20 protein-coding genes and 1 pseudogene are annotated in these 25,607 nt (G+C 43.3%); 13 read left to right on the forward strand and 8 right to left on the reverse strand.

Features of this window, described 5'->3' with window-relative positions:
• Positions 1 to 9: 9 nt before the first annotated feature.
• Positions 10 to 870 (reverse strand): hypothetical protein, encoded by an 861-nt coding sequence (locus tag AC6I8Y_RS18195; RefSeq protein WP_498022551.1) that lies wholly within the window; start codon positions 868 to 870, stop codon positions 10 to 12.
• A gap of 162 nt (positions 871 to 1,032) precedes the next feature.
• On the opposite strand from AC6I8Y_RS18195, the gene AC6I8Y_RS18200 reads away from it, so the two are divergent.
• Genes AC6I8Y_RS18200 through AC6I8Y_RS18210 form a run of 3 tightly spaced genes read left to right on the forward strand, consistent with a single transcriptional unit; the run spans position 1,033 to position 3,192 of the window.
• Complete coding sequence (locus AC6I8Y_RS18200; protein WP_498022553.1) at positions 1,033 to 2,142, forward strand: hypothetical protein; 1,110 nt, start codon at positions 1,033 to 1,035, stop codon at positions 2,140 to 2,142.
• Complete coding sequence (locus tag AC6I8Y_RS18205) at positions 2,120 to 2,518, forward strand: hypothetical protein (protein ID WP_498022554.1); 399 nt, start codon at positions 2,120 to 2,122, stop codon at positions 2,516 to 2,518. Before AC6I8Y_RS18200 ends, AC6I8Y_RS18205 begins: the two co-directional genes overlap by 23 nt.
• Complete coding sequence (locus AC6I8Y_RS18210) at positions 2,515 to 3,192, forward strand: hypothetical protein (RefSeq protein WP_498022555.1); 678 nt, start codon at positions 2,515 to 2,517, stop codon at positions 3,190 to 3,192. The genes AC6I8Y_RS18205 and AC6I8Y_RS18210 overlap by 4 nt, the downstream gene beginning before the upstream one ends.
• A gap of 27 nt (positions 3,193 to 3,219) precedes the next feature.
• Here AC6I8Y_RS18210 and AC6I8Y_RS18215 read toward each other — a convergent pair whose 3' ends face one another.
• Entirely contained in the window at positions 3,220 to 5,169 is a 1,950-nt protein-coding gene (locus AC6I8Y_RS18215; protein WP_498022556.1) for a recombinase family protein, read from the reverse strand.
• 284 nt (positions 5,170 to 5,453) lie between these two features.
• Between AC6I8Y_RS18215 and vxrA the strand changes: the two genes are divergently transcribed.
• The 5 genes and pseudogenes from vxrA to AC6I8Y_RS18240 all read left to right on the forward strand — a co-directional run bounded on the left by vxrA (position 5,454) and on the right by AC6I8Y_RS18240 (position 9,842).
• Positions 5,454 to 6,881: a sensor histidine kinase VxrA gene (vxrA, locus tag AC6I8Y_RS18220; protein WP_394151055.1), complete on the forward strand. Its 1,428-nt coding sequence runs from the start codon at positions 5,454 to 5,456 to the stop codon at positions 6,879 to 6,881.
• Entirely contained in the window at positions 6,856 to 7,515 is a 660-nt protein-coding gene (gene vxrB, locus AC6I8Y_RS18225; protein WP_128648732.1) for a response regulator transcription factor VxrB, read from the forward strand. The genes vxrA and vxrB overlap by 26 nt, the downstream gene beginning before the upstream one ends.
• Positions 7,515 to 8,393 carry a DUF2861 family protein gene (locus AC6I8Y_RS18230; protein ID WP_498022557.1) on the forward strand — a complete coding sequence of 293 codons (879 nt, stop codon included), beginning with the start codon at positions 7,515 to 7,517 and terminating at the stop codon, positions 8,391 to 8,393. Before vxrB ends, AC6I8Y_RS18230 begins: the two co-directional genes overlap by 1 nt.
• Positions 8,394 to 8,484: 91 nt before the next feature.
• Positions 8,485 to 9,619, forward strand: a pseudogene (locus AC6I8Y_RS18235) (conjugal transfer protein TraF).
• 73 nt (positions 9,620 to 9,692) lie between these two features.
• Positions 9,693 to 9,842, forward strand: a complete 150-nt coding sequence (locus AC6I8Y_RS18240; protein ID WP_081935824.1) for a YoaH family protein — start codon at positions 9,693 to 9,695, stop codon at positions 9,840 to 9,842.
• Between the two features lie 1,199 nt (positions 9,843 to 11,041).
• Here AC6I8Y_RS18240 and yciH read toward each other — a convergent pair.
• Both yciH and AC6I8Y_RS18250 read right to left on the reverse strand, forming a co-directional pair.
• On the reverse strand, positions 11,042 to 11,353 hold the full coding sequence (gene yciH, locus AC6I8Y_RS18245) for a stress response translation initiation inhibitor YciH (RefSeq protein WP_042471618.1): 312 nt from the start codon (positions 11,351 to 11,353) through the stop codon (positions 11,042 to 11,044).
• A 4-nt stretch (positions 11,354 to 11,357) separates the two neighbouring features.
• Positions 11,358 to 11,723, reverse strand: coding sequence for a DUF3319 domain-containing protein (locus AC6I8Y_RS18250; protein ID WP_042471621.1), 366 nt, complete (start codon positions 11,721 to 11,723; stop codon positions 11,358 to 11,360).
• Between the two features lie 93 nt (positions 11,724 to 11,816).
• Here AC6I8Y_RS18250 and AC6I8Y_RS18255 point away from each other — a divergent pair, with 93 nt between their 5' ends.
• The gene (locus AC6I8Y_RS18255) at positions 11,817 to 12,773 is read left to right on the forward strand and encodes a tyrosine-type recombinase/integrase (protein ID WP_498022558.1); all 957 of its coding nucleotides are present in this window, start codon (positions 11,817 to 11,819) and stop codon (positions 12,771 to 12,773) included.
• Here AC6I8Y_RS18255 and AC6I8Y_RS18260 read toward each other — a convergent pair.
• Both AC6I8Y_RS18260 and AC6I8Y_RS18265 read right to left on the reverse strand, forming a co-directional pair.
• The gene (locus tag AC6I8Y_RS18260; protein ID WP_394151060.1) at positions 12,770 to 13,765 is read right to left on the reverse strand and encodes a D-alanine--D-alanine ligase; all 996 of its coding nucleotides are present in this window, start codon (positions 13,763 to 13,765) and stop codon (positions 12,770 to 12,772) included. The two genes, AC6I8Y_RS18255 and AC6I8Y_RS18260, sit on opposite strands and share 4 nt — an antisense overlap.
• 157 nt (positions 13,766 to 13,922) lie before the next feature.
• Positions 13,923 to 14,543, reverse strand: coding sequence for an SPOR domain-containing protein (locus AC6I8Y_RS18265; protein WP_498023051.1), 621 nt, complete (start codon positions 14,541 to 14,543; stop codon positions 13,923 to 13,925).
• 265 nt (positions 14,544 to 14,808) lie between these two features.
• Between AC6I8Y_RS18265 and AC6I8Y_RS18270 the strand changes: the two genes are divergently transcribed.
• Positions 14,809 to 17,487, forward strand: coding sequence for a bifunctional acetate--CoA ligase family protein/GNAT family N-acetyltransferase (locus AC6I8Y_RS18270; protein ID WP_498022559.1), 2,679 nt, complete (start codon positions 14,809 to 14,811; stop codon positions 17,485 to 17,487).
• Positions 17,488 to 17,538: 51 nt separating this feature from the next.
• Here AC6I8Y_RS18270 and AC6I8Y_RS18275 read toward each other — a convergent pair whose 3' ends face one another.
• Positions 17,539 to 18,426, reverse strand: coding sequence for a LysR family transcriptional regulator (locus tag AC6I8Y_RS18275; protein WP_234496752.1), 888 nt, complete (start codon positions 18,424 to 18,426; stop codon positions 17,539 to 17,541).
• Positions 18,427 to 18,623: 197 nt separating this feature from the next.
• On the opposite strand from AC6I8Y_RS18275, the gene AC6I8Y_RS18280 reads away from it, so the two are divergent.
• Complete coding sequence (locus tag AC6I8Y_RS18280) at positions 18,624 to 20,825, forward strand: TonB-dependent hemoglobin/transferrin/lactoferrin family receptor (RefSeq protein ID WP_498023053.1); 2,202 nt, start codon at positions 18,624 to 18,626, stop codon at positions 20,823 to 20,825.
• 115 nt (positions 20,826 to 20,940) lie between these two features.
• Here AC6I8Y_RS18280 and AC6I8Y_RS18285 read toward each other — a convergent pair whose 3' ends face one another.
• Positions 20,941 to 21,306 (reverse strand): NADH:ubiquinone oxidoreductase, encoded by a 366-nt coding sequence (locus tag AC6I8Y_RS18285; RefSeq protein ID WP_128648771.1) that lies wholly within the window; start codon positions 21,304 to 21,306, stop codon positions 20,941 to 20,943.
• 505 nt (positions 21,307 to 21,811) lie between these two features.
• On the opposite strand from AC6I8Y_RS18285, the gene AC6I8Y_RS18290 reads away from it, so the two are divergent.
• Both AC6I8Y_RS18290 and AC6I8Y_RS18295 read left to right on the forward strand, forming a co-directional pair.
• Complete coding sequence (locus tag AC6I8Y_RS18290) at positions 21,812 to 23,044, forward strand: L-lactate MFS transporter (protein WP_252017209.1); 1,233 nt, start codon at positions 21,812 to 21,814, stop codon at positions 23,042 to 23,044.
• 189 nt (positions 23,045 to 23,233) lie between these two features.
• On the forward strand, positions 23,234 to 25,588 hold the full coding sequence (locus tag AC6I8Y_RS18295; protein WP_498022560.1) for a fatty acid cis/trans isomerase: 2,355 nt from the start codon (positions 23,234 to 23,236) through the stop codon (positions 25,586 to 25,588).
• Positions 25,589 to 25,607 lie beyond the last annotated feature (19 nt).

The following is a 25,607-nucleotide window of genomic DNA, read 5'->3' on the forward strand; positions in this document are numbered from 1 at the left end:
GGTTATTCGCTATAAGTATCTATTCTGCATGTTTTGATATTCGGGGTCTTGAGGCTCTTGATAAACGTATTCTTGTTCAAATCCACTTAGTACTGTCTTAGGCACTCCGTTATATTGCTTACATATAACAGGGTCTAAAATTCGTTCTGCGTGTTCGTTAAGGTCATGTATGGCGCTCAAATACAGGTGGTATAGACTATCACTAAACGACAATACGCCTTCAGTTTGAAGTGTAAAATTAACCAGGTCGTAGTACTTAACCTTTCCCTCAAAGTGTTTAATCTGGACTGATTCATTGTCAGTTAGTTGGCTTTTGACTTCCACAATTGCGTCTTCAAACTTTGATTCTCTCACTTGTTGCTGTTTTCTCAAGTACATAATCAGCGCATCATAGTCTCGCAGGAGGGATTGAATGTGCTCTTTGTTTGTACCGTGCGTGGAAAGCTCTTCTGAGTCCAGCGGTTCAAGGTGAAGGCGAGACAGAAACTGTATTTTCCCAATCGATATGTTACAGGGCTCATCTGGTAGTGCAGTGCTGATAAATGCGAGTGCCCTGAGGTGATGTTCGTGTTGAGTCACGTTTTTGGAATGCTCTCTGATGAGCCAAAGTGTTTTTAGTCTAACGCCGAGGGCGCTTAATAATTCCGAGTATGTGTTGTATTCCTCTCTCGCTAGTTTTCTACGCTCATTCGCATCCATATGAGCGAATGCTGCCATAGCAGTAAGCAACGCAATCAAAAGGGTCAGTGTAAATCTAAGGAAAATAGAGCCCAATGCTGGCTCCCAAAAGTACATAAACAGGCTCAGTAGAAATGCCACTCCCCATGCAGTTCCCCACGACCGTATCCTTGTGTATAAAAATGAATCCATTTCTTATCCATCTGATTTGTAGTTAAAAATCCAAAACGCTATCCTGCAGTTTTAAAAAACAATAATCACACAGTTGTGCTCGTTTTTTAGAGGTCAGAGATAGATTTGCATTGTTTCATATGTCAAAATAAATGCAATTAGTTGGTTATGGAATAATTTTTAATGGATACGATTTCTAAAGCGAAAAGTCTTTCGCGCTCACTGCTATATCGAGTCGCATGGGAAACTCAATGTAAGCCATTGTTACACTTGAACTCTATCGCAACAGGACTTGGTGCTGAGCGCACGTTAGATAAGCTTTCTATCGGCTTTGACAAAGAGGAATACGCTCAGAAGTTCATCGAGTTATATGATGGATATTACATGCAGTCATTACTTGCTGGTGACCGTACCATAAAGATATTCCAACTAAGCGACGAAAAATTTGAAGCCGTTCAGAATGCCTATTGCAGCGCTACTCCAGAAGAGGGTGTGGACACTGAGTTTTTCCCGTACTACATAGATGCAGACAGAGCAGACGAGCTAGGTAAAGACACTAAGCTGACAAACGTTATGCAAGTGTACGAAAAGACCTATTTCTTCTTCTCGACAAACCGCTCAATTACAGAAAAAAATGACCTCAATGCAAATGTGTATGGAGACAATCCAGAAATAGTTGAATTTCTGAGAAAGTTCTCTAAGGTTACGGCATTCACTGACCAGTCTAGGCAATACATCGATATCGTATGTTTGAATGCTAAAGACAAGACTATCGAACTACGCTTGGACACGTCTTCCGCTGTAGCTGCGAAGGACATTAGCTTGCTGTTCAGAAGCGTGCAAGAGGCATTCATAGACCTCGTGCCTGAAAGGTTGGATTTTGCAATTTTCGTTGATTCAATGAACTTTTTCCCGCTAGTAAAAAGAATATGCGGTTCTGAGTCATGCAGAGTCGTGGAACTGAGCTTTACTACAGATGATGGTTACATTCATCACGAACGAGACAGAAACGGTTCTAAAGGTGGTGATGTCCGTACTGGAGAGTTCCACAAGGGCGGTGTTGAAAAATGTGATATCAACCCGTACAGAATTTCCGCCCGTTGGAAGGGAAGTTTTACCGCTGAACTGAAATATGAGTACGAAATGTCTCTCAATGCAAGTGTTAGAGAGTTAAGCAATACAGGTGGTGGGCAACTTAGCCATGCAATCGTGTCTATGTGTCCATGTGAAAGTGACTTAGATGCACTAATAGATATCTTGAAGACGCCAAATGAGATACCAGAAACTGCTTGATTTAGTCAGGCATGACTTAGAGAGCATGCCGAACTTAGCTTCGGCATGTGAGATTATTATCGAAAAGATTAGCCAAAAGGATGCTAAGGCATGGCAGCACCTGACTTTTGCTTCAATCGACAAGCTGTCAGACTCTATACTTGAACCTCATGATGTAGTACGAATTACTCAATACTTGGCAGGTGAACGAGTAGGTTTATTGAAAACTGGTTTTGAATACATTGGTGATGAAGGTCATTTCATCCTAGACAAAGAAAACAGTTATCACGCCTATCACGAGAACGCGATAGCACACCCACATACAGGGAAGTTGATTGAAGACGTTAAAAAGGACGTTTTCATGTTCTTCTCTGTCGATGAGGAGGTGCTAAAGTGACGCCTATACAACTTGAAGACATGTCAATGGCACAGATGGCTGTACTTGAAAGAGTTATGCCCGAGGTTGGCGGCTTCCCGAGTAGAGTAATAGCGCTTGAAAAAGGTTATGAAGAATGGCTTGAGCGTCTTTATAGAGACCTTGACTACATCATTAAAGAAACCATCTTTCCTACGGCAAGTTTCCGCCAGAATGATGGTGAAGATAGATTCAATGTTGAAATTGGTAACTCACTAAAGTTACTCGGCTATCAAGCAACACATGACAGGTGGTGCAACGGTCATCCAGATATTTTTGTTGAAAGTCCGGGTTACGGTTACAAATGGACTGGAGAGTCAAAGATTCATAGCACGTATGACTATTTGCTCGAAGGCTACAAGCAGCTTTGTGAGCGTTATTCATCTGGCTTTGAACACCAAGACAAGGGTGCGATTCTCGTTATAACTAAGAACATCGACATTAAAAGTTTGATGGATAACTGGCGAGAGAAGTTGGCCCAAGACGTGGATTATCAGAATGCAGGTGTATCTGTGTATGATTGTAAGTTCGACAAAACGTGCTTTGTGTCGTCACATAAACATAGCGTGTCAGGCGAGGACTTCGAAGTTAGGCACATACCGATAAGCATAAGATTTCAGCCTACCGATAAAAGTGCGATGAATCGAAAAAAATGACTGAAAGGCGCTATGAAGCGCCTTTTTTTATTCGTCAGGTATTGCTGATATTTTCACAGCGTTAAACATGGCCCTGACTCCATCGCGGTCCCACACTCTGTATATGACTGTTTTGCGCTGCTTAGTGTAGTTGGATGTCGTAATCTCTATTTGCTTAACAGAAAAACCGTACTTCGACACATCTACATCTTTAAACTGTTGCCACTGAGTAGATGTTGCTCCCGCATTCATAATTGCTTTGCGTTTCCACTCGTAGATATCTTCAGTAAGGATTTCAAAAAACTCAGCCTCTGGGTCTTTTGGTTCGACTTTAATCACGGGTAGGGGATTCGGCACATCTTCTACAAACAGGTCTAAATCTCGTACTTCATCAATCGTTACATGATTGACCATACTAGGTTCTACGCTTCTAAGCTGAGCTATGGTGTCTGCGTCATGAATCTTGATAGGTACATAGAAGCGCTGATGTACTTTCTTGCCATCACGCCTTCTCAACAGATACATGTATTCGTACTGACCATCACTTAGTTGAATTTCAACAATGTGCTTTTCGTCTATTGTTATCTTTGTTACTAAGCGTTTTATCGTATGACGAATTTCTGCTTTGAGTTCATCGTCACCTTCAATGTAACGTTGTAGCTGTTCATCCTGTGACAGGTAATGCCTCAAAGCCTCATCAAATTCAGCTAGCGCAGAGTAATCAACTTGACCACTTGCAACTTTTGCTTTCTCTTGCTCGTAGTCAGAGGTTAATGAATCTACGTCCGCCTTTAGTTCACTGATAATGTCCTGAGCGGTATCGCCAGCATCATCACCTAGAAGCAAGAATCGTTTTACAGCATCTTTGTGTTGCTTTTTCTTCTGTATAAGTTGTTGCTCAAGACCATCGAGAGTACTTGTGTCTTTTGCTTCAACATCAAACACATGCTGCCTTACAGCGTTTAGTACTAACGTATCAACAAGGTTTTGCTTTAAAGGGGAGAAACAACCTCTTAGACAGCGGTAGTATGAGGTGCCGTTTCTTGCATCTCTTGAGGCACCCATAGACCACCCACATTTGCAGTACAGCTTTTGCATACCAGCTAGAATACTGACTCTCTTTCTCTGACTATTCGATTCTTTCGTTAACTTCTGTTTTATAGCTCGAACCTGATAGTACTCATTCTCTGTTGCTATAGGGGGATAGTAGTTTTTAAGCACATAGTCGAAAGGCTTTCCTGAATCGTCGATATGTCTGATGTGAAGGTCACCATAGGTAGAATGGCTTCTGAACATCTTAGCTACAGTGCTATAGCTTAGTTTCAAGCCAACCGATTCTGCATACTTTAAAAGAGTAGGTGTTCCGTGACCTTGTAACGCTTTCGAAAACATGGCCTTTGCGATATCGAAGTTTACCTCATGTGGTTGAACTACCTTATCTTTTAGCTGTATCCAGAACGGATGACGACCAATCCCAATGTCGTAGGCTGTACCATTATCAGGCTTGTCACCCTTGAGAAACTGTTGAATTCGATGAGACGCATATCGATTTGTGAGATGACTTTTCTTTGCACTTTCTTCGTTTGCTGTCTTTAACGCGAGAGTCGCCAAGATTGAACTCATTGGGTCATCTTTCTTATATAGAAAGCTATCAATCGTTGTATATATCTGAACGCCTGCTGAAATGATAGTGTTGTACAAAACCTCAGAACTTGTGAGATTCTGACGACTCAATCGGTCGAGCGCACGCATAACAATGATATCGCCTTGTTTGATTAGACCAGACTCAATGTCACTAATGAGCTTCGCAAGCTCGCCTTCTTTGGCGTTCTTACCTTTGTAGCTCGATACACCTTCATCGTTGTAAAGTAGATGACTGACAGTAGTGTTATGCTCTCTAGCAATCTTTTCTAAGAGACTTTCGTCACCCTGTAACGTCATTGACAAACCTTCTAATTGCTTGCCTGAACTAACACGAGCATAAGGGATAATAGCCATTTTTTACCTCAACACACTAAACTTCAAATATTATACATTAAGTATATTGATTTTAGTGATGCAAAAGAAAGCGTAGACGCGATTTCTAAAGCGCTTTAAAGAGCAATAACTTAAGAAAGCCAGCGAAAGCTGGCTTTTTTCGTTTACAATTTCTACAACAAACATGGAATTAACAAAATAATTGCGTGCACTTAGCTTTCATCTTGCCGATAATGTGTAAAAATCCATGCCAACAAACGATCTACAAGACACGTCTTTTGAAGAACTTAGTTTATACAATACTGATGACGCTACCACTTAGCTTTTCGTTCGCGGCGAAAGCTGAGTCTTTGCCCGAGCGTATAGATAAGTTCGTTGAGTTCTTTGACTACGAGCAAGCGAATGCGTCATACGACGTCAGAGTGATCCAAGCTGACTACCCAACACAGCTTTTAACGCCAGTGTCTATGCTCCCTCAAACAACCAAATATCCACTGAAGGAAATTCAACAGCTTTATCGGTTAGCAGAAAACTGTAGTGGCACATTACCGCTCAGTCCGTTGATTACCGAGCCTTTGGTGTATACGAGAGCAATGTGTGGTGGTCGTAAACTATCAACTAAGTGGTTCGCGAGGAGCGGATTAATCCACCCCGGCGGTGGTACATACGCGGCTCGGTATATTCTTAAATATCCTGAGAAAAAAGATGAACTGCAAAAGTTCATGCACATTAAAGAGCGTGAACTTGCACCTCCTGGCTCGCTACTAGGGCGACTGCAAATCATGGATGAACCGACGGTGACGTCTTTGATCCGTGGCTCTTCAATGTTTGTTGAAAACTCGGAGCTTTGGCTAAGGCGAGGGGATATCTACTATCTCTTTGAGTCAAAAGTTTGGCGTGAAAATGCAAAGCAAGCTGGGTTGAACTATCAGTTAGCGTCTCAAACCAATACTTGTTTCGTTCAAAGAGGTAACTTGTGTTGGGAAGTTGAGGATCATTCCGATGTACTAAGAATTAGTATGATCGTACTGATCATTGCCAATATCCTTTTGGTGATTGGCTGGTCCATTTATCGTTGGAACACCAAGCGACAAGAGATGAAAAGCAGAATGTTAGTTCTGCAGATTTTAACTCACGAACTCAGAACACCCATCGCTAGCCTCTCTTTAACAGTAGAAGGTTTTCGTAGAGAATTTGAGCACTTACCCGAAACTGTATATGATGAGTTCAGAAGGTTATGTGAAGATACACGTAGATTGCGTCAGTTAGCGGAAGCGAGTAAGGATTATTTGCAATCAGATAACAAACCTCTTTCAACAGAATGGCTACCTTCCGTTCAAGATTGGCTAAGCTATAAGGCAGAGGAAGAGTTTGAAGCTGACGTAAAATTGACTATCAATCAAGATGTAGCAGCTAAAATAAACATCTATTGGCTGGGCACTTGTATCGATAACTTGATACGTAATGCCATTAAGTACGGCGTTGCACCAGTGAGTTTGAATGTCGTGACATCATCAAATTCACTCAGAATTGAAGTAATAGATGACGGACAATTAACGGCTAAGGATTGGCGAGAGCTTCGAAAGCCATTTGTAAGTAAAGCTGGATTAGGGCTAGGACTTACGATAGTAGAATCCATGGTTGGCCGAATGGGCGGGAAAATGTCCCTTATCGGTCCACCAACAACCTTTATATTGGAGATACCTTGTGAAACAGACACTGCTACTTGTTGAAGACGACAAGAATCTAGCTGATGGCCTATTGGTAAGTTTGGAACTGGCGGGTTACAACTGCCTGCACGCAGAACTTATCTCTCAGGTAGAGCAGCACTGGGAAGAAGCAGACTTGGTAATTCTCGACAGACAACTTCCTGACGGTGATTCTGTTGAACACCTAGCAGGATGGAAGCAGATCAAAGATGTGCCAGTTATCCTATTGACGGCACTTGTTACAGTGAAAGATAAAGTAACGGGTCTAGACGCTGGCGCTAATGACTATCTAACGAAACCATTTGCAGAAGCTGAGCTTTTTGCTCGCATTCGTGCACAGCTTCGCGCGCCTGAAACAGACTCTGAAGATGCTTCCAAGGTCGTGACTGATAGCTTAGTTATCGACAAAGCAACACGTGAAGTGAACTACAAGGGCGAGCTTATTACATTGACTCGAACTGAGTTCGATTTGTTGCTGTTTTTGGCGAGTAACCTAGGTCGCGTATTCACTCGTGACGAGCTGCTGGACCACGTTTGGGGTTACAATCATTTCCCAACAACTCGTACTGTTGATACACACGTGCTTCAGCTACGTCAGAAATTACCTGGACTTGAAATCGAGACACTACGCGGTGTCGGTTATAAAATGAAAGGCTAATGTTCAGCACACGCAAACTTGCAATTATCGCGCTACTTTCGGCATCAACATCTGTTGGTGCCGATTGGTTTGAAGGTACATCAACCATTTCTCAAGCGCATAAACACTTACTAAACAATGACCTCGAATCTATGTTTCAGTCATTGGTCGAAGAGTGGCAACAACAACCAACGAAAAGTCTGAAATCTCATATCAATAGGCTTTTTTTACAATCTCTGAGTGTGGATTGTGGTAAAGGATACTCTTCACATCCCTTACCGGATTGGGTCGAGAACGTTGTGGTAAGACAGCAAACGATCCAAAGCCCAGGTCGCGATACCTATCTTTCGACGATTGAATTAGATTCCGACCGTGTAGTGTCGGAAATTAGCTTGAAAAAATGGGTTGATAAACGTGTCTCAAACGACAGTGAATTCTATGTGACCGCGAACGGTGACGGTGTAACAGATTCGACAACGTATGGAATTCGCTACAACCTTACATCTCCTCTAGAGGTTGGGTTATATAGACTGGACGTTTCTCTTGTTGATGGTGACAGTTGGAGTCAGTGGCTCATCTTTACTAACCAACCTTTGAAACAAACAGTAAGGTGGTCAGCCAAAGATAAATGGCAGATCGAGAAAAACGCATTACTCAATCCTTACTGTCCTTTACCTAAGCTCGAAGTTGGTTTGTTTGACTATATCGATGGTAAATATACCCAGGTGTGGGGGAAAGAATACGAGTCTGATTATCCAACGACACTCGACACCTCAGATATCGCACCCGATCGTTATGTGTTGGCCGTTTCAATGAAGCAAAGTCGCTGGCAAGGGCCAATTCTTTTTGAACGCGCTCAGATACTTAACAAGACATTTGATGTGTCGGCAGATGAGTAGCACATTTTTACATATAATCTAGTTCTAGAGCTAAAGAAATTGAAATAGACGCCGTTAATACCTAGACAAAGGATTAACGGCGTTATTTTTTATGAACACAAAACTCAAAAAACTCACTCTCTTGTGTGCTACCGCAACGGCTTCTGGCCACTTGGCAGCGTCTACCATTGCCATCGATGCACGTGGTGATGCGATGGGGGGAACGGGGGTTGTGTCCGCGTCTTACTTAACCGCCCCCTTTTATAATCCTGCGCTTACTGCGATCTATCGTAGAAATGATGATGCTGGAATGTTGGTTCCAACTTTAGGCATTAGTTATGATGATCAAGATAATATGCTTGATAAAGCAGACGCCGCTTTCAATGCCGGGACTGCTGCGGAAGCCGAAGCAGCTCTAAATACACTGTCAGGTACACAAGCTAACGTAGATTTTGGTGGTGCTGTCGCTTTTGGCTTACCTAATAGATACATAGCAGCAAATATTTTTGGCAAGGCTTATGTCGAAAACGTCGCAACACCCGATATAGCATCAGACTTAGATCCTCAAGACAGAGCCCAAAACTCGGCGATTAAGACAGCCTCCGTAGCGGTTACAGAGATCGGTATTTCACTAGCCAAATACCAAACGCTTTTTGGCCAGCATTTCTCATTCGGAGTCTCACCAAAACTACAGCGCATTTATACCTACACCAGTGTTAACTCACTACAAGACTTCAAGTTTGACAACATTCGTGAAGAATCAACGGGCGAAACTGCACTTAACCTAGACGCCGGTGCACTTTGGTTTCATGGGCCATTTAGAGTTGGTTTCTCTGCTAAGAACATGTTGTCACGAAACATACAGACAAAAAGTGGTGTAACTCGCATTGGTTCACGTGATGTTGCCTATGGTTATGAGTACCAACTACAACCACTGTATACGGTAGGTGCAGGATTTATCGCAGACTACTTTCAGTTCTCAGTCGACTATGACATTAACAAAGAGAAAAAAATTTACCCAGTTTGATGATGATGTACAGATGTTCAGAGCAGGTGTAGAAGTAGACCTTGTTCGCCAAATTCAATTAAGGGGAGGGTACTACAAAAACCTTGCTCGTGATTCGGAAGGGACACTTACTGCTGGTATCGGTTTACGCCCACTCAACATTATCGAACTTGATATTGCTGCGAGTTACACATCGCCACAAGCCATGGGTGCATCCATTAACTTTGTCGCGACCTATTAGTTAAATGACTTGCGATAGAAACCAGATCCGCTATAGTCCGTCCATTATCAATTTCCGATGAGTTGGAAGAATTATGTTTGATGATTTAACGTTAAGCCATGAAGAACAGCAAGCCGCAGTAGAAAAAATCCAAGAGCTTATGAAGCAGGGCATTAGTACTGCTCAAGCAATCAAGATGGTTGCTGAAGAGATCCGCGCTGAACAAAGCGACAAAGACAGCTAAGCTAGTTTGAATAAGTCTCAACCCTCCAATTGGAGGGTTTTTTTATGTCTGAAGTATAGGTATTAATAAATCGAATAGATAGGAAGAAAAGCAACGAAACGCCAGCCTTCAAGCGAACATCATACTAGGATTTTGAGATATAACCAATCAATTCAACAGGATACGGCAGAGCAAATCACTGGGTGTGATTAATGGAAAGTGCAATCTGTAACTAAGTTACAAACCTAAATCTGCGAGCTAATATTACTAGTGAAATATTCTGCCTTATTTGAGAGGGCTACAAAAGCAGTAAGTATTCACATATGATCTTCGAAGATCTTTGTTCAGGAGGAAGCCGCCTAGTATGTAGCATTAGAAAAATAGCCAGGTGCGATAAAACATAGGCAATAAGACATCTCGATAATTAAAGTTACGATGTCACAATACTAGTGTGAATCCGTGCTTAAACTCAGTCGACTTGTTGATACGTAGACGTAGACTTACTCCCGATTCGGTTTGTTTAAGGAAGTAGACGTGCTTCGGCTTACTCAAAGGCGGAGAGATTTTTATTAATAGTGTCCGCATCGAAAAGCATTAGTTTTGCATGTTCGTTTCTATGATTGCTACCGTAAGACTACATATCAACAATTGCGTCACTATGAGACAGTTCAAGTTCGTCACCGGTTTTAAGTAAGAACACTGGATGCTTACGAATGGGCAACCGAACTTTTGGCGAAATGGTTATTATAAGAATGGTAACGTCAGGGTGAACAATTCCATAACTAGGGAGTTTAGACTTTAAATTCAATCCCATAATCCAGATTCGATTGTTAAGCTGTAGACTAGTGTTTGTAGAAAGCACTTGAGTTCAACGTCAATTTGCCAAATGGATGGTTGGTGTATTGAGGTTCAACGTGTTGTTTTAAAAATTCAAATGGAAATTGGCTGTCGGCTGTAAACCGGACATTACTATGTTGCTCTTACAACCTTAGTGCGCATTATGTATATTATGTTAAATTAAGGCTTAATCTCCTTAAAATCTTTGTCCCATACGCTAACCTTCTCCTCTCCGGACACGCTATTTAACGATAACGCTGATTTACCATAAAATACCTAATAACCACATTATCTTAATCTATCGATTTAGATAATGTGGTTCTAGATACGACAATGCCAACACATTCATTGTGTTGGCATTGTTTGTTCGAGTCTTAGTTACGTTAGCCGCCAGCGAGTTTGACTGTGTAGCCTTTCTTTTCTAACGCAGCTTTGATTTTATCTCTTGCGTCGCCTTGAATCTCGATCGTTCCATCTTTAACAGAACCACCGCAACCACAAACTTTCTTAAGCTCTGCAGCCAAAAGCTTTAGAGGTGCGTCATCAAGATCTAAACCTGTAATAATTGAAACGCCTTTGCCTTTGCGGCCCTTAGTTTGTTTTTGGATTCGCACAATACCATCGCCTTTTGGACGTTCTGGTTTCTGCTTTTCTTCTTTAATGCGGCCTGTTTCCGTTGAATATACGAGAGTCATAGTATTACTTTGCTTGTTCTGCTTTTTTCTTTGCGACTAGGTAAGCTTCGATATGTCGCTGAATAGCAAGCTTACCACCTTTGATAAGTTTACCATTAAACATGCAATACCACGCGTTGTTTTCACCGGTATCGTTCTTAATAGTGAAGCCATGGAAGTTTTCTTGCGCACCTTTAGACGGCGCTCTTTCCGAACTCGCTGCTAATGTAGAAGGATCGATAATTGAAGCAGTATCGCACCACCAATCTACACTCTTTTTAACGGCTGCCAGCGTGCCCTGCAATTCACGGTTTTTTATGGTGACCTTCCAAACTTGATTGGAAGAGCCTATAGATTTAAGGGTAAACCCTCGATAACTCGCTAGAGCCATAAAGACTTGTCTCTTATATCGTTGATGTAACACTGTCCGTCGGACATGTTATCAGTTATTGTATGGCAATCAATTAAGTTATAGTGCATTAGTATGAAAAAAGACATACCTCGGATTACAGAATCTGACAAAGCTAACAGATTTAAACACTTACTTAGTTCAGGAATAACCCCAGATGAGTTTAATGAACTGACTGCTCACCGATATTCACGTAGTACAAATCTGGCAATGGCAAAAGACTGGCGTGTCTTTAACGATTTCTGTTTAGAACGCTCGCGTCCCTCTTTACCTGCAACTTCGCCCTCTGTTCTAGAGTTCATCGAACACGTGAGTTCAAAGAGGAAATTTAGCAGTATTAGACGTTACGCGGTCACTATATCCGTTGTACATTACATTCTAGGTTATAAAGACCCTACTCAAGCACGTGAAGTAACTCTTGTTATGAGTAAACTTAAGCTTTCAGGAGAATCACAGGTAAAGCAGACAATACCATTTACCTCCGCTCACCTAGCGCAAATTCATACTAAATTAGCCGGTAGTGACGTAAAAAAGGACGCGCGAGATCTCGCTATGTATTATTTGCTTTATGAGTGCGCATTGAAGCGCCGTGAGCTCAAAGCTATGAAAGTAGAGGATATTTTAGAAGATGATGGGCGTTACGCCGTAACTATAGACGAAAGATGTTATCCATTATCAGCCGAAGCAAGCGCAAGCTTAAGCCGTTGGCTGGTACATGTTCCCTACTCTTATTTGTTCCGTGCTATCGATCGACATGGCAACGTCGGAGAAACTCAACTTGATGATTCGTCTATCCATCGTGTCTTACAAAGAGCAAGTCAAATATTAGGTCTAGACGACTCGTTAGGTTTCTCTTCTCAATCAGGGCGTGTCGGAGCGGTTCAAGAAAAGACCCGTGAGGGAATGAAAATACGCGAGATACAGGAGTTTGGACGTTGGCAAAGTCCTGCAATGCCACTGCAGTACAGTGGCAAAACGTCGTTGTCAGAACAGCAAAAAGCGATTTTTAAAACTAAGAAAAACTACGATTAGCGAAAAGCTGATTCGATACAGTCACTTAAAAAGTCGGAAAATGGTACACCTGAATGTTCAACCATTTTCGGAAACATTGAGATAGGCGTCATTCCTGGGAAGGTATTCACTTCGTTTAGATAGATTTTGTCGTCATCCGTCAGGAAAAAGTCGATACGTGATAAGTGTCGTAACTTCATTTGCGTAAACACTTTTCTTGCCGAGTCCTGAATTAAATCACGCTGGGCTTGCGTCAAGTTAGTGGCCTCAACCGTCGTCGTGGAGTGACTATCGGCGCTGTATTTCTCATCATAGCTATAGAACGAACCATCTGGAGCCGTTACTTCTCCTGGCTGCGTAATAACCAGCTTGCCCTCAAACTCATAGGCAGCCACTTCGAGCTCTCGCGGTTTAACCGACTGCTCTACAACAACTTGATCAGAATATCCAAACGCTGCATCAATTGATTCATCAAGCTTTGCCTTATCAGTGACGCTGTAACACCCAACTGATGAGCCCTGTTTCGCAGCCTTAACGAAGACTTTGCCCCACTTATCAAACGCTTCATGAGATGCGTTATGAGCCTCATCGTCATTATCCGTCAGAAAAAGGTAAGGTGTGTTTGGAATCCCAAGTGTGTCATACCATAATTTGGACGTAATTTTGTTGAAGCTATTACTGCTCGCCTCTGGCCCACATCCTAGATAAGGAATATTCGCCATTTCAAACAACGATTGAATATCACCCGTTTCCCCAGGAAAACCGTGAATACATGGCACCACATAATCTATGTCCAGTTTAAGATGCTCACCAACCAGTGCTTTTTGGTTTAGGTCTAGTACCACAAGGTTCCCATCACTGCATTTCCAGCCATCAGTCGTGATCTCAACTCGAGTCACGTTGAATCTAGCGTTTAATTTAAGCTGACTTTCTAGATAGTTGGCAGATACAAGAGAAACTTCGTGTTCGGCAGAACCGCCACCACACAGAAGAAGAATATTGAGTTTTGACATCTTAAGCTTGTCCTTAGATTGCTTTCATCGAATGATAAACGATTGAAGAGGAAGATTCAGTCCAAAATCTGTTAAAACTGATATTTATTCGATTAGGTGGGCAGATTACATACAAAAACGCCCAGCGCTTCAGCACTGGGCGTTTTCTCACTAATTCTTAGTTCAGTTTGCTTAACGTTGGATAATCAGATTTCTTGATTTTATCGATACTACGAACAAACGGCTTTAGGTCTTGGAACTCTTTTGGTAGCGTCTGGATAGCTTGCTTAGCTTTCACCTTGGATGCAAAGTCTCCATACAACAAGGTGTACCATTTTGTACCGTTAACCACTTTATAGTTTTGCCATACTGGCTGAGTACCTTTAGGTAGTTTGTCAGCAAACTGTGTGACCTTATCTTGACTACCCACGGCTACCACCTGAATGGTATATCCAAAACGGTAGTCTTGCTCTGCTTGTTTCTTCGATGGCGGTACAATCTTCACGACTTTACTACTTTCAGCTTGTTGAGCCGTAGCTGGAGCCGGTTGTGATTTGGTCTTCGCTGCCGTTGATTGCGGTGCTACTTGTTGTTTTGGTTCGCTTTTTTGAGCGGCAGTGACCGGTTTTTTCTCTGCAGCGACTGTCGTTGTAGTCGCTACAGCAACGGGAGCTGCTGCTTTCGCTTCTACTGGTTGATAGTCCTCACGATAACTTTCCGACTTTACTTCTGTTGTGTAATCACCAGAGGCGCAAGCTGCCAACATAGCCGCCAAGCTCACTATCACTACTTTCTTCATTGTATCACTGCCTGAATTCATTGTTGCTTATCCTTAATCAGACAGGAACGATTAGAATTTGAGATTCAAAGTGCCTGTCTTATCTACCTGTGACATGTTACACAATAATTGAGGTACAGCAATACGTTATCTCCAATTTTAAGAGCATACTAGCTTTAATCGATTTAAAGCTAGACTAGTATTGTCTGGTATATGTACTCGCTGCTTTAATGTGTCTAAAGCAGTGGCTGTTGCTCGGTTTCAATATCCGCTTTAGGGAGAATCTATGTCGTTGGATACACTTTTTAAACCTACTTCAATTGCGGTTATTGGCGCGTCGAGCAAACCAAGTCGTGCAGGTAGCGTGGTGATTAAAAACCTTTTGATGGGGGGCTACCAGGGCACAATATTACCCGTACATCCAAAATACAAATCGGTAAATGGAATACTTTGCTACCGTGCCATAAGTGAACTTCCTCTGATCCCGGATATCGCAATTCTGTGTACCCGCGGCGACCGTAATGTGGACATTATTAATGACCTCGCTATTGCAGGTGTAAAGGTTGCGATCATTATGGCGTCAGACATGTCTGTACTCTACGATGAACAACTTACCATCGAGCAAAAGTGCCAACAGATAGCGCAACAGGCCGGAATGAAAATCGTCGGGCCCAACAGCCTTGGTGTTCTTCTTCCGTGGCAAAACTTTAATGCTTCTTTTTCTCCTGTTGATTGCTTACCAGGGAAACTTGCATTTATCTCTCAATCGTCGGCGGTATGCACAACGATCCTCGATTGGGCAAACGACAAAGGGATCGGCTTTTCGGCCTTTGTTTCTATTGGCAGCGGTAGCGACGTCGATTTCGATGACATACTTGATTATCTATCGCGGGATAGTAAAACCGAAGCAATTCTCCTCTATGTTGACTCTGTAAGAGACGCTCGTCGGTTCCTCTCTGCTGCTCGTGCTGCATCACGAAATCGTCGTATCTTGGTACTCAAGGCTGGGCGTCATCAAACTGGTACCCCTAACGTCTCAGCGACTGCTGCTTCTTTTGATATCGTTTACGATTCTGCGATTCAAAGAGCTGGTATGTTGAGGGTAAACAATACTCATGAGTTGTTTGCAGCGGTTGAGACACTCACTCATTCGGTGCCTCTTCGTGGTGAGCGCTTAGCGGTTATTACTAATGGTATGGGGCCAGCCTTAATGGCGCTAGATACCCTAGCTGATAAAGGCGGAAGTCTCGCTCAGCTATCTACGGATACCATCGAGGTGTTAGATACAGTTCTCCCAAAAACGTGGTCTAAAACCAACCCTATTGATTTGGGAGGCGATGCGACGGCTGATCGGTATTGTAAAGCCGCTCAAATTATTCTTGATAGCGAAGATATAGATGCGCTACTTATCATGCACAGCCCTTCAGCAACGGCGGAGTCGACAAGTACTGCCCAGAAGATCATTGAGACCGTCCAAAAACACCCTAAATCCAAACGCTTTAATATCCTCACTAACTGGTCTGGCGAAGCTACCGCAAAAGAAGCAAGACTTCAGTTTACCAAACAAGGGATCCCCACCTATCGGACGCCGGAAAGTGCAGTCACTGCCTTCATGCACCTCGTAGAGTACCGACGAAATCAATGGCAGTTAATGGAGACACCCACCACCACCGACTCATATACCACTGAGCAACTCGATAAAGCGCACGATTGGTTAGCCGGACATATTTCAGCATTGCCTGATTCAACAGGCTCGACCGCTCTAGAATCTCACGTATGTGAACAACTTTTTGATCTATTAAATCTGCCGACGTTACCCACTTGGCTCGCTCACGAGCCTACGGAAGCAATACATCTTGCCGATAAGATTGGTTATCCTGTTGCGGTCAAACTACGCTCGCCCGATATTGCCCATAAGTCTGATATTCATGGCGTGATGTTAAACCTGAAAGACTCTCAGGAAGTCGCAAATGCCGCTCAATCTATCCTTGACCGAACTCGCCTCTCCTACCCTGATGCTCGAATCGAAGGTCTAACCGTCCAACAAATGGCTAAGGTCGCAGGCGGTCAAGAGATTAGGATAAAGGTTCTATCCGATCCTACGTTCGGCCCTGCTATTTTTATTGGCCAAGGAGGGTCAGATTGGAACATCGCCAAAGAGGCGGTGACAGCATTGCCTCCACTAAACATGGCACTGGCTCGATATCTGATCATTAACGCCATCAATAAAGGTGTACTGAAATTTCAACAGTCGACTAACACAATAAACCTTGCGAAACTTGCTGGATTTTTAGTGAAGATATCGCAAGTCGTTGTTGCCTGTCCGGAGATTCATGAGCTCGATATACATCCACTTCTACTCAATGGCGACGACATTACTATCTTAGATGCGTCGGTAGTCATAAAACGCTTTGAAGGTGACCCACAAGCTAGACTCGCGATCCGCCCGTATCCAACTGAGATGGAACAGGTTTTGACGCTTCGTGATGAGACTAGAGTATTACTTCGCCCTATTAGACCTGAAGATGAGCCGTACCACGCCGACTTTATTAATAACGTGACGAAAGAGGATTTGTATAAGCGTTTCTTCTCAGATGTTGGAGAGTTCAATCATGAAGCGCTCGCCAATCTAACTCAAATTGACTATGACCGAGAAATGGCGTTTGTCGCCGTCGACCTGAGCCACAAAACTCCGCATATTATTGGTGTATCAAGAGTGCTGGTCACACCTGATAACAGTGATGCGGAGTTTGCCATCCTGATTCGCTCCGATCTAAAAGGAAATGGTCTAGGTCGTATACTCATGAACAAAATCATCGACTACTGTAAGAATAAACAGACCAGGCAAATCTCTGGTATGACAATGCCGACAAACAGAGGCATGTTAACCCTAGCTCAGAAACTAGGGTTTGAACTAGACGTACAGTTCGAAGATGGCGTTGCAGATATGGTACTCAAGCTGTAAAGCTAAGTTCGTGAGTTCAGTTTTGAAGTGACAATGGGGGCGAAAACGCCCCTATTTTAGATCCCACTCTTTTGTCAGGTGTCGTATACACCATGACTTAGCTTCACCGATGTTGTTGCGTTTCCATGCCAAAACAACATCAATCTTTGCGACTTCAGTGTTTGCTATTTGTTTAAGTGAACCTTGCTGGATCAACTTCTCAGCGACTTGTGTTGGGAGTGTTCCAATGCCCAAGCCAGAAATTAAAGCTTCAACCTTCGCATCTAGGTTGGAAACGGTCAATCTAGGTTGCTTCTCTAAGATGTTAACGCTTAGCGCTGGTTGCTCTCTTGCAGTGTCGGCTATCGCAATAACACGGTATTTACTTCGAGCGTCACTGTCGAAGTCCCCCTTTCGCTTATGGACATAATGATCGGAAGCCGCTACCCATGTCATTGACATTTCGCCAAGCTTTTCCGCTTTAACACCTTGTGGCAAGACTTCAGGCTGTGGGCAGACGAGTAGATCACAGCGACCTTCATTGAGCGACTCCCAGCATCCTGCTAGCACTTCCTCTTCAAGCTTGATACGAGTTTTACTGACCATTCCTAGCTTGTCGACCAGATCAAAGAAATTGTTCACCGGAATAATGCTGTCGTAAGCAATGGTTAGGTCTAGCTCCCATCCATTAGCAATCAACCTAGCCTCATTGATCATGCTCTCGGTGGCTTGCAGTATCACTCGCCCTCTTTCCAAGATGAGTTTGCCCGCCTCTGTAAGGGTCGCTTTATGCCCTGAGCGATCAAAAATCATGATGTCTAAGTCTTGCTCAAGCTTTTGCATTTGATAACTCAGAGAAGACGTAGCGCGATCAAACTCGCCGGCTGCAGCAGCGAACGAGCCTCTGCGCTCTATTGCATCAAGAATAGTCAGTGCTTCTAGTGTAATCGATACCGACATTAGCAGTCCTTTTCAGTGAAAACTCTTAACTTACTGACAGTGATAGCAAAAACAATGCAAGAACACAACGTGAGTATTTTATAACCACTCAATCACATTTATTAATGAAAATAATAGTAATTCTCATTATGATCTGTATTATTTTCGGCAACTGCCCTTTGAAGGCTCACACACAATCAAAATTATGGACTAAAATGATGTATCAGTTTCCTTTCAAGAAGCAGCTCATTGCGACTTCAGTTTTAATGGCAATTGCCCCCCAAGTTTTCGCAGAGAACGAGCAAAAAAAGTTTGACGAAGTCGTTGTTGTTTCGGCTTCTAAAACACCACAAGCCTACTCAGATGTATCGACTTCTATCAGCAAAGTGTCTAGCGAAGAGTTCGAGCAGGCAATGGCGAATGACGTTAAGCAAGCCGTGAAATACCTACCCGGTGTAGAAGCTGAAGGTAGTGGTCGTTTCGGACTGTCTGGCTTCAACATTCGTGGTATGAATGGTTCGAGAGTCAAGATAATGGTGGATGGTGTACAACAACCTGTCGCCTACAATCCTGGTGCTGGCGAACAGAGAAAATATCCAAATGCCATTGAAGTCGACACCTTAGCAACTATCGAGGTGAACAAAGGTGCCTCCTCTTCGGTATTTGGCTCTGACGCCGTTGGTGGTGCTGTCGTCATGCGCACTAAAAATCCGGACGATGTTTTGGTGACTGATGGAGATGAGCACCGATTCGGTATTAAGACCGGTTACAGCTCTGCAGATGAGAACTTCAAAACCACTGCCACTTGGGCAATGCGTCAAGACAAACTCGAAACCTTACTGATGCTGACTTATGCAGATGGTTCAGAAACAAAAACACACGGTAGTGGCGCAGATGTGGTTGGTGACCAACGTGGTGCGGCTAACCCAGCAAGTAAGCAACTTGGCAACGTACTCGCCAAAGCGTTTTACCAGTTTAACGATAACCACCGTATTGGCCTGACTGGTGAGTATTATGACTTTACACACAAAGAAGACGAACTTTCTTACTACGGGATTTCTATCCCAATGGGCCCTGGTTTTGATTTCACCTATAACAGCCGTAACACCGAAGATAGAAACAAGCGTTTACGCCTAGGCTTTGAGCATGAGTGGCAAGTCAATGCGGCTATTGCAGACGATCTAAAATGGTCGGTCAATTTTCAAGACAGTAGCAGCCTAAACAAAAACTATGACAACACTAACATTTACGGTGACCGCTTAAGACAACGAGATGCGCAAGACAGTACTTGGCAATTCGACACTCAGCTAAATAAGCAACTCGATTTTGATAGCCACTATCACCTACTTACTTATGGTTTGAACTACAAAAACAATAAGTTTCAGCTAAACAACGATGACTTCAAGTCTAGTGGCGATACGGTAGGTTCAACGGGCGTACCAGATGCAACAACCGAGAACTTTGGGTTATTCGTCGAAGATCAGATTTTCCTTTTGAACGAGCGCCTTGTATTGAATGCGGGTCTTCGTTACGACAGCTTTAAGACTGATCCGAAAGCGAGCGAAGGATACACCAACGAAATAAGTCCGTATCAAGACGACGACTTCTCAGCCAAACTTGGCGCGGTATATCATCTATCCCAGCAGTACAGCGTATTTGGTCAAATTAGCCAGGGTTTCAAAGCGCCGACGGTTCACGACCTTTACTATACCTATAACCAAGGTGCCATCATCAAAGCAAACCCTGAGCTAAAGTCAGAGCGCAGCTTATCTTATGAACTTGGCTTTAGAAGCCAATCGAATGTCGCTAAATATGAACTAGTCGGTTTCTACAACCAATATACCGATTTCATCTCTAGTAAAGATCTAGGCACTGATCCTGACAGCGGTAAAGATGTTTACACTATGGTGAACTTAGATAACGTTGATATTCGAGGCGTTGAGTTCTCCAGTGATGTTGCGTTAGATGAGCTTCTGGGAGCTCCGCAAGGCCTATATACTCGATTTTCGTTGACCTACACCGATGGTGAAGACAAATCGACAGGTGAACAGCTTGATACAATCACCCCGCTTCGTTCAGTTTTCGCTTTAGGTTACGACAATCTTCAAAATAACTGGGGCTTGTTGAGTTCGGTAACAATGGCAAGTAGAAAGACCGACTGGCAAGACAATGATCAACCTGACAGTGAGAAGAATGTTGACGCCCCAGGTTACGCGGTTGTTGATTTAACGGCTTACTACAGACCGATGCAGGATCTAACGCTTCGTGCCGGCCTATTCAATGCGTTCGATGCCAAATATTGGTTGCATGACGACCTTCGCTACAAAACGGTTGTGCCGGGCTCAATGAGTCCAAAAAACTATGATCTATATACTCAACCTGGTCGCAACTGGTCGGTAACGCTAGAATACCTCTTCTAAGCCAAAGGTAATTAACGACTGGCACAAAAAAACGCCTCATTATTTATATGATGAGGCGTTTTTCTATATGAGGTGAGTTAGCTAGGTAACATACCTTGGAAACAATAAATAGACATTAAGCAGTTTGAGCTTTAAGTCCTTTAGGTGCTGGAGTAATGCTGTCTTTGTAACTAAACCACAAATAGCTCACCGCGATGAGGTAGAACAAGTAAGACAGTGCAAACACGATTGGCGAAGTAATTAAATCATTTGAGATGCTCAACCCTACCCCGACTACGGTCACTGTTAGCTTAGCGATCGTGCCTAATAGAAGCAGTCCCATAGCGAATTGTGGGAAACGCATGCTTGCAAACGCAATCATGTAACACGCGCCTACCGCTAGCGAGGCAATTGATAAACCAAGTAAATAAGAGTGGATATGGTCAGCGGCAGCGTAACCAGCGCCTAGAGACACACCAAGTAACATTAGGATTTTTGTCATGAACATAAGTCACCTCAATAAACAAATACAATCGCGATTGAAATGTCCATTTTCAATTTTTAAATCTCATTTTACGTGTATTGTTATCCCTAATTAAATTGATTTCAAGCTCATTTTTTAACCACTACAAGGGCAGTATTCACTCATTAATTTTCTGTTACATATAGACAACATTAGAAAACCCAAATCCACTTCACTTACAGTATGTTACGTATTTTACTTTGTGTTAACTTCATATTGTAACAATGTATTTACAACATAACTTTTTTCAGCTCTTGCTAAATTTGTGATCCAGCGACTTTGCGTAATAAGAGACACTATAAATTAAACTCAATTTTACATATCCATTACATAAATAAGTTAATTGAATTTATTCGGAAAAATCGATTCCAATTGTAGGAATATTGGTTATAATCCGCGCTCGATTGCGCTATCTGTTGATAAACGCAAACTAAATTTGAGTGTTTAACCCCCCGAACGTTGTTCGACATATCAGAGAACAAAAATGAGCAAGATTGATAAAGCAATGCGAATTCTGATTGCAGGATTCTGTATCAACCTTTGTCTTGGCATCCTGTATGCTTGGAGTGTATTTAATAAAGCCCTAGTGAGTGAATGGGGTTGGAGCGCAGCTGATGCGTCTTCACCTTACGCGATCGCGACCATCACTTTTTCTATCTGTCTTCTAGTAGCGGGCGTACTTCAAGATCGCATGGGTCCACGTAACATCCTTATCTTGGGTGCGACGCTAACGGGTCTAGGTATGATTGCATCAAGCTTTGCTGAGTCAGTAATGATGCTTAACATCACGTTCGGTATGATCACAGGTGCAGGTATCGGTTTTGGCTATGCATGTCTGTCACCTTCAGCAATGAAATGGTTCCACCCTTCTAAGAAAGGCATGGTAAACGGTCTAATTGCAGCAGGCTTTGGTCTAGCAGCTGTCTATCTTGCTCCCCTAACCTCTTCTCTGATTGGTTCTATGGGTATTAGCTCTGCATTCATGGTTCTTGGTGTTGGTGTCCTTATTATTGCAGTCCCTCTAGCAGCGACTATCAATAACCCACCAGCTGGTTATCAACCAGAAGCGCCAAAAGTAAAAGCGGGTCAAGCTCCGGTTCAAGTTAAGAAGGCTACTGACATTAGCTGGAAGGCAATGCTGAAAACCCCTCAGTTCTACTCACTATGGGTAATGTACGCATTTGCTGCTGCAGCAGGTCTTATGATCATCGGCAACATCACGAACATTGCAAGTGTACAAGCTAACCTGCCAAACGCAGTGTACTTGGCATCACTACTGGCTATCTTCAACTCTGGTGGTCGTATTGCTGCTGGTATCCTATCTGATAAGATTGGTGGCGTACGTACGCTGATGCTCGCGTTCATCCTTCAAGGTGTGAACATGGTATTGTTCTCAACGTTTACGTCTGAGTTCATGCTGATCATCGGTACCGCAGTTGCGGCGGTTGGTTACGGCACGCTACTAGCGGTATTCCCATCACTGACAGCCGAGTACTACGGCCTTAAGAACTACGGTACGAACTACGGCGTTCTTTATACCTCTTGGGGTATTGGTGGTGCTATCGGTGCAGCGATCGTTGGTTACTCGATGACTCACGGTGGCGGTTACAACCTAGCTTACACAATTTCAGCGGTGATGATGGGCGTATGTATCGTACTTTCACTTGTCACTAAGCCGATTACAGAAGAGAAAGCAGCGGAACTTAAAGCAGCATAATTCTTTTGGTTTATATAAATACCATCGCATTGAAAGCCTGACATTTATGTCAGGCTTTTTTTTGGTCTTCTTTCTACTTCAATGGGCATCTTTCTTCGTTAAATATTGGAAAATTATTGATTTATCCATGAAAATTAGCACTATGCACGAAGGAACGACTCGCACTACGCGACGCATTGAGAGCACACTATGACAACAAGACGATTTTCTTTAACACTGCTAATCCTCATCTTTTCTGGATGTGCGACCTATGCAGGCCTCAATTATGACCAGCTATTTGGTCAGCCCGAAGTTAGAGAGAGGACGGTCCCCCCTTCTTCGCCAGAAGCGGATGTATTCCTAACTAAGGTAAAACCAATCATCGATAATCGCTGTGTTGTGTGTCATGCCTGTTACGATGCTCCATGCCAATTAAAACTATCATCCGTCGACGGAATCGACAGAGGAGCCAGTAAAGAACTTGTTTATCAAGGGACCCGTTTGACAGCATCACAACCAACGAGACTGTTTGAGGATGCACAAACAACCGCAGAGTGGCGTGAGCTTGGCTTTTTTCCAGTGTTAAACGAACGCGAACAATCACTCGCTGGTAACTTAGACGCAGGTTTAGTAGCAAGAATGCTCACGCAAAAAGCGCGTCATCCACTACCTGAAACGGATCAATTAGAAGGCTTCGATTTCTCTATTGCACGTGAGCAAGTCTGCCCGACTATTGAAGAATACGACGCCTACGAGGCAGAATATCCTTTGTGGGGCATGCCGTATGGAATGCCAGCAATCACCAATAGTGAATATCAAACCCTTATCTCTTGGCTTGGCAGCGGCGCGAAAATGAATGCTCCTTTGCCACTGACAGAAGAAGAGCAAGGGCTGGTGGATGAATACGAAAAACTACTCAACAACGACGCGTTGAAGAACCAACTTACCGCTCGCTACATATACGAGCACCTCTATCTTGCCCATCTCTATTTCTCAGAAGTAGAAACGGAACGTCGCTTCTTTACGATAGTTCGTTCATCCACTCCGCCTGGGCAGCCAATTAAACGTGTGGTGACTCGACGCCCATATGATGATCCGGGCGTTGAGCGTGTGTATTATCGCTTGGTTGCTGTGCGCAGCACCATCGTTGATAAGACTCATATGCCATTTGCACTCAACATGCCACGACTTGAGAGTTGGTATCAGTGGTTTATCGAACCTAACTATAAAGTGGCTGAGTTACCGAGTTACGATATCTCGGTATCAGCAAATCCAATGACAGCCTTTAAAGATCTACCCGTCAAAGCAAGATTTAGATTCATGCTTGATAATGCTCAGAATACCATCATGGCGTATATCAAAGGTCCAGTTTGCCGTGGTCAACTTGCCCTTAACGTGATCAATGATCGTTTCTGGGTGTTCTTTCTGGATCCTGAAAAATCTGATCTACCAGAAGTCGACGAGTTCTATCAGCAACAGGCGGATAACCTCAAACTTCCAAGCGAACTTGAGAGTAATACTGTCCCTATTACCAATTGGGTCAAGTATGCAAATCAGCAAACTCGCTATTTAGAAGCGAAGTCAGAGTTCATGAATAAATGGTTTGAAGGTGGCAAACACCTCACGACCGATGTGCTCTGGACGGGTGATGGAGAAAACCCAAATGCGGCTCTGACCGTATTCCGCCACTTCGACAGCGCATCCGTAGTTCAAGGGCTCGTTGGCAATCAACCCAAAACGGCTTGGATCTTAGATTACGCCCTTCTGGAGCGAATTCATTACCTGCTTGTGGCCGGTTTTGATGTTTACGGTAATTTTGGTCATCAGCTCATTACTCGCATGTTCATGGACTTCTTAAGAATGGAAGGTGAAAGCAACTTCTTAGCACTGCTACCAAACACGGTTCGCCATGAAGAGTTCAGCAGTTGGTACCAAGAGCAAAGCCCTCAATTTAGTGAGTTTTTGCAGCGTAACATCAAACCATTTAGTCAACCGACTCAGGTGTTGTATCTGACGCAAGACTACAAAAAAGAGTTGTTTGATAAGCTAGAGAAAGAGCTAGCACCTGTTTTACATGATCGCTTTGATATTGTGAATACGGGGCTTTCTTCTGAAAACGAAGCATTGCTGCGTAGTATCGACGACATCAAAGGCGAAGGGCTCAAGACAGTACCTCAGATCGTCATGGTGATGATCGAAGCTGAAAATGGCAACCAGCAGTTGTTTACCCTGCTCCACAACAACGCTCACATTAATATCTCGAGCCTGTTCTCTGAAGAGAAAAACCGCGACTACAAAAACGATGACTTCACCTTCGTTCGAGGTGTGATCGGTAGCTACCCAGGTGCGTATTTAAGTCTCAAAGAGTCAGACATAGAAAATTTTGTCAAAACTCTGCGAGGCATCCAAGGAGAAGAGGACTACGTGAAATTGCTAGACAATTATGCAGTTAGACGAACCTCTAAAGATTTCTGGGGATTTAGCGATCAAGTTCATGAGTTTTACCAGCGCACCCAGCCTATCGAATGTGGTCTATTGGACTATAATCGATTTGAGAACAGATAGGTGCTCTCGTTAGCTCTTA

It is taken from the genome of Vibrio sp. KUL78, from assembly GCF_059725505.1.

What these genes read in the sequence shown, in the direction of transcription:
- AC6I8Y_RS18195 (WP_498022551.1), bottom strand. Translation starts at nt 870, where the DNA reads ATGGATTCATTTTTATACACAAGGATACGGTCGTGGGGAACTGCATGG.
- AC6I8Y_RS18200 (WP_498022553.1), top strand. Translation starts at nt 1,033, where the DNA reads ATGGATACGATTTCTAAAGCGAAAAGTCTTTCGCGCTCACTGCTATAT.
- AC6I8Y_RS18205 (WP_498022554.1), top strand. Translation starts at nt 2,120, where the DNA reads ATGAGATACCAGAAACTGCTTGATTTAGTCAGGCATGACTTAGAGAGC.
- AC6I8Y_RS18215 (WP_498022556.1), bottom strand. Translation starts at nt 5,169, where the DNA reads ATGGCTATTATCCCTTATGCTCGTGTTAGTTCAGGCAAGCAATTAGAA.
- vxrA (WP_394151055.1), top strand. Translation starts at nt 5,454, where the DNA reads ATGACGCTACCACTTAGCTTTTCGTTCGCGGCGAAAGCTGAGTCTTTG.
- AC6I8Y_RS18230 (WP_498022557.1), top strand. Translation starts at nt 7,515, where the DNA reads ATGTTCAGCACACGCAAACTTGCAATTATCGCGCTACTTTCGGCATCA.
- AC6I8Y_RS18240 (WP_081935824.1), top strand. Translation starts at nt 9,693, where the DNA reads ATGTTTGATGATTTAACGTTAAGCCATGAAGAACAGCAAGCCGCAGTA.
- yciH (WP_042471618.1), bottom strand. Translation starts at nt 11,353, where the DNA reads ATGACTCTCGTATATTCAACGGAAACAGGCCGCATTAAAGAAGAAAAG.
- AC6I8Y_RS18250 (WP_042471621.1), bottom strand. Translation starts at nt 11,723, where the DNA reads ATGGCTCTAGCGAGTTATCGAGGGTTTACCCTTAAATCTATAGGCTCT.
- AC6I8Y_RS18255 (WP_498022558.1), top strand. Translation starts at nt 11,817, where the DNA reads ATGAAAAAAGACATACCTCGGATTACAGAATCTGACAAAGCTAACAGA.
- AC6I8Y_RS18260 (WP_394151060.1), bottom strand. Translation starts at nt 13,765, where the DNA reads ATGTCAAAACTCAATATTCTTCTTCTGTGTGGTGGCGGTTCTGCCGAA.
- AC6I8Y_RS18265 (WP_498023051.1), bottom strand. Translation starts at nt 14,543, where the DNA reads ATGAAGAAAGTAGTGATAGTGAGCTTGGCGGCTATGTTGGCAGCTTGC.
- AC6I8Y_RS18270 (WP_498022559.1), top strand. Translation starts at nt 14,809, where the DNA reads ATGTCGTTGGATACACTTTTTAAACCTACTTCAATTGCGGTTATTGGC.
- AC6I8Y_RS18275 (WP_234496752.1), bottom strand. Translation starts at nt 18,426, where the DNA reads ATGTCGGTATCGATTACACTAGAAGCACTGACTATTCTTGATGCAATA.
- AC6I8Y_RS18280 (WP_498023053.1), top strand. Translation starts at nt 18,624, where the DNA reads ATGTATCAGTTTCCTTTCAAGAAGCAGCTCATTGCGACTTCAGTTTTA.
- AC6I8Y_RS18285 (WP_128648771.1), bottom strand. Translation starts at nt 21,306, where the DNA reads ATGACAAAAATCCTAATGTTACTTGGTGTGTCTCTAGGCGCTGGTTAC.
- AC6I8Y_RS18290 (WP_252017209.1), top strand. Translation starts at nt 21,812, where the DNA reads ATGAGCAAGATTGATAAAGCAATGCGAATTCTGATTGCAGGATTCTGT.
- AC6I8Y_RS18295 (WP_498022560.1), top strand. Translation starts at nt 23,234, where the DNA reads ATGACAACAAGACGATTTTCTTTAACACTGCTAATCCTCATCTTTTCT.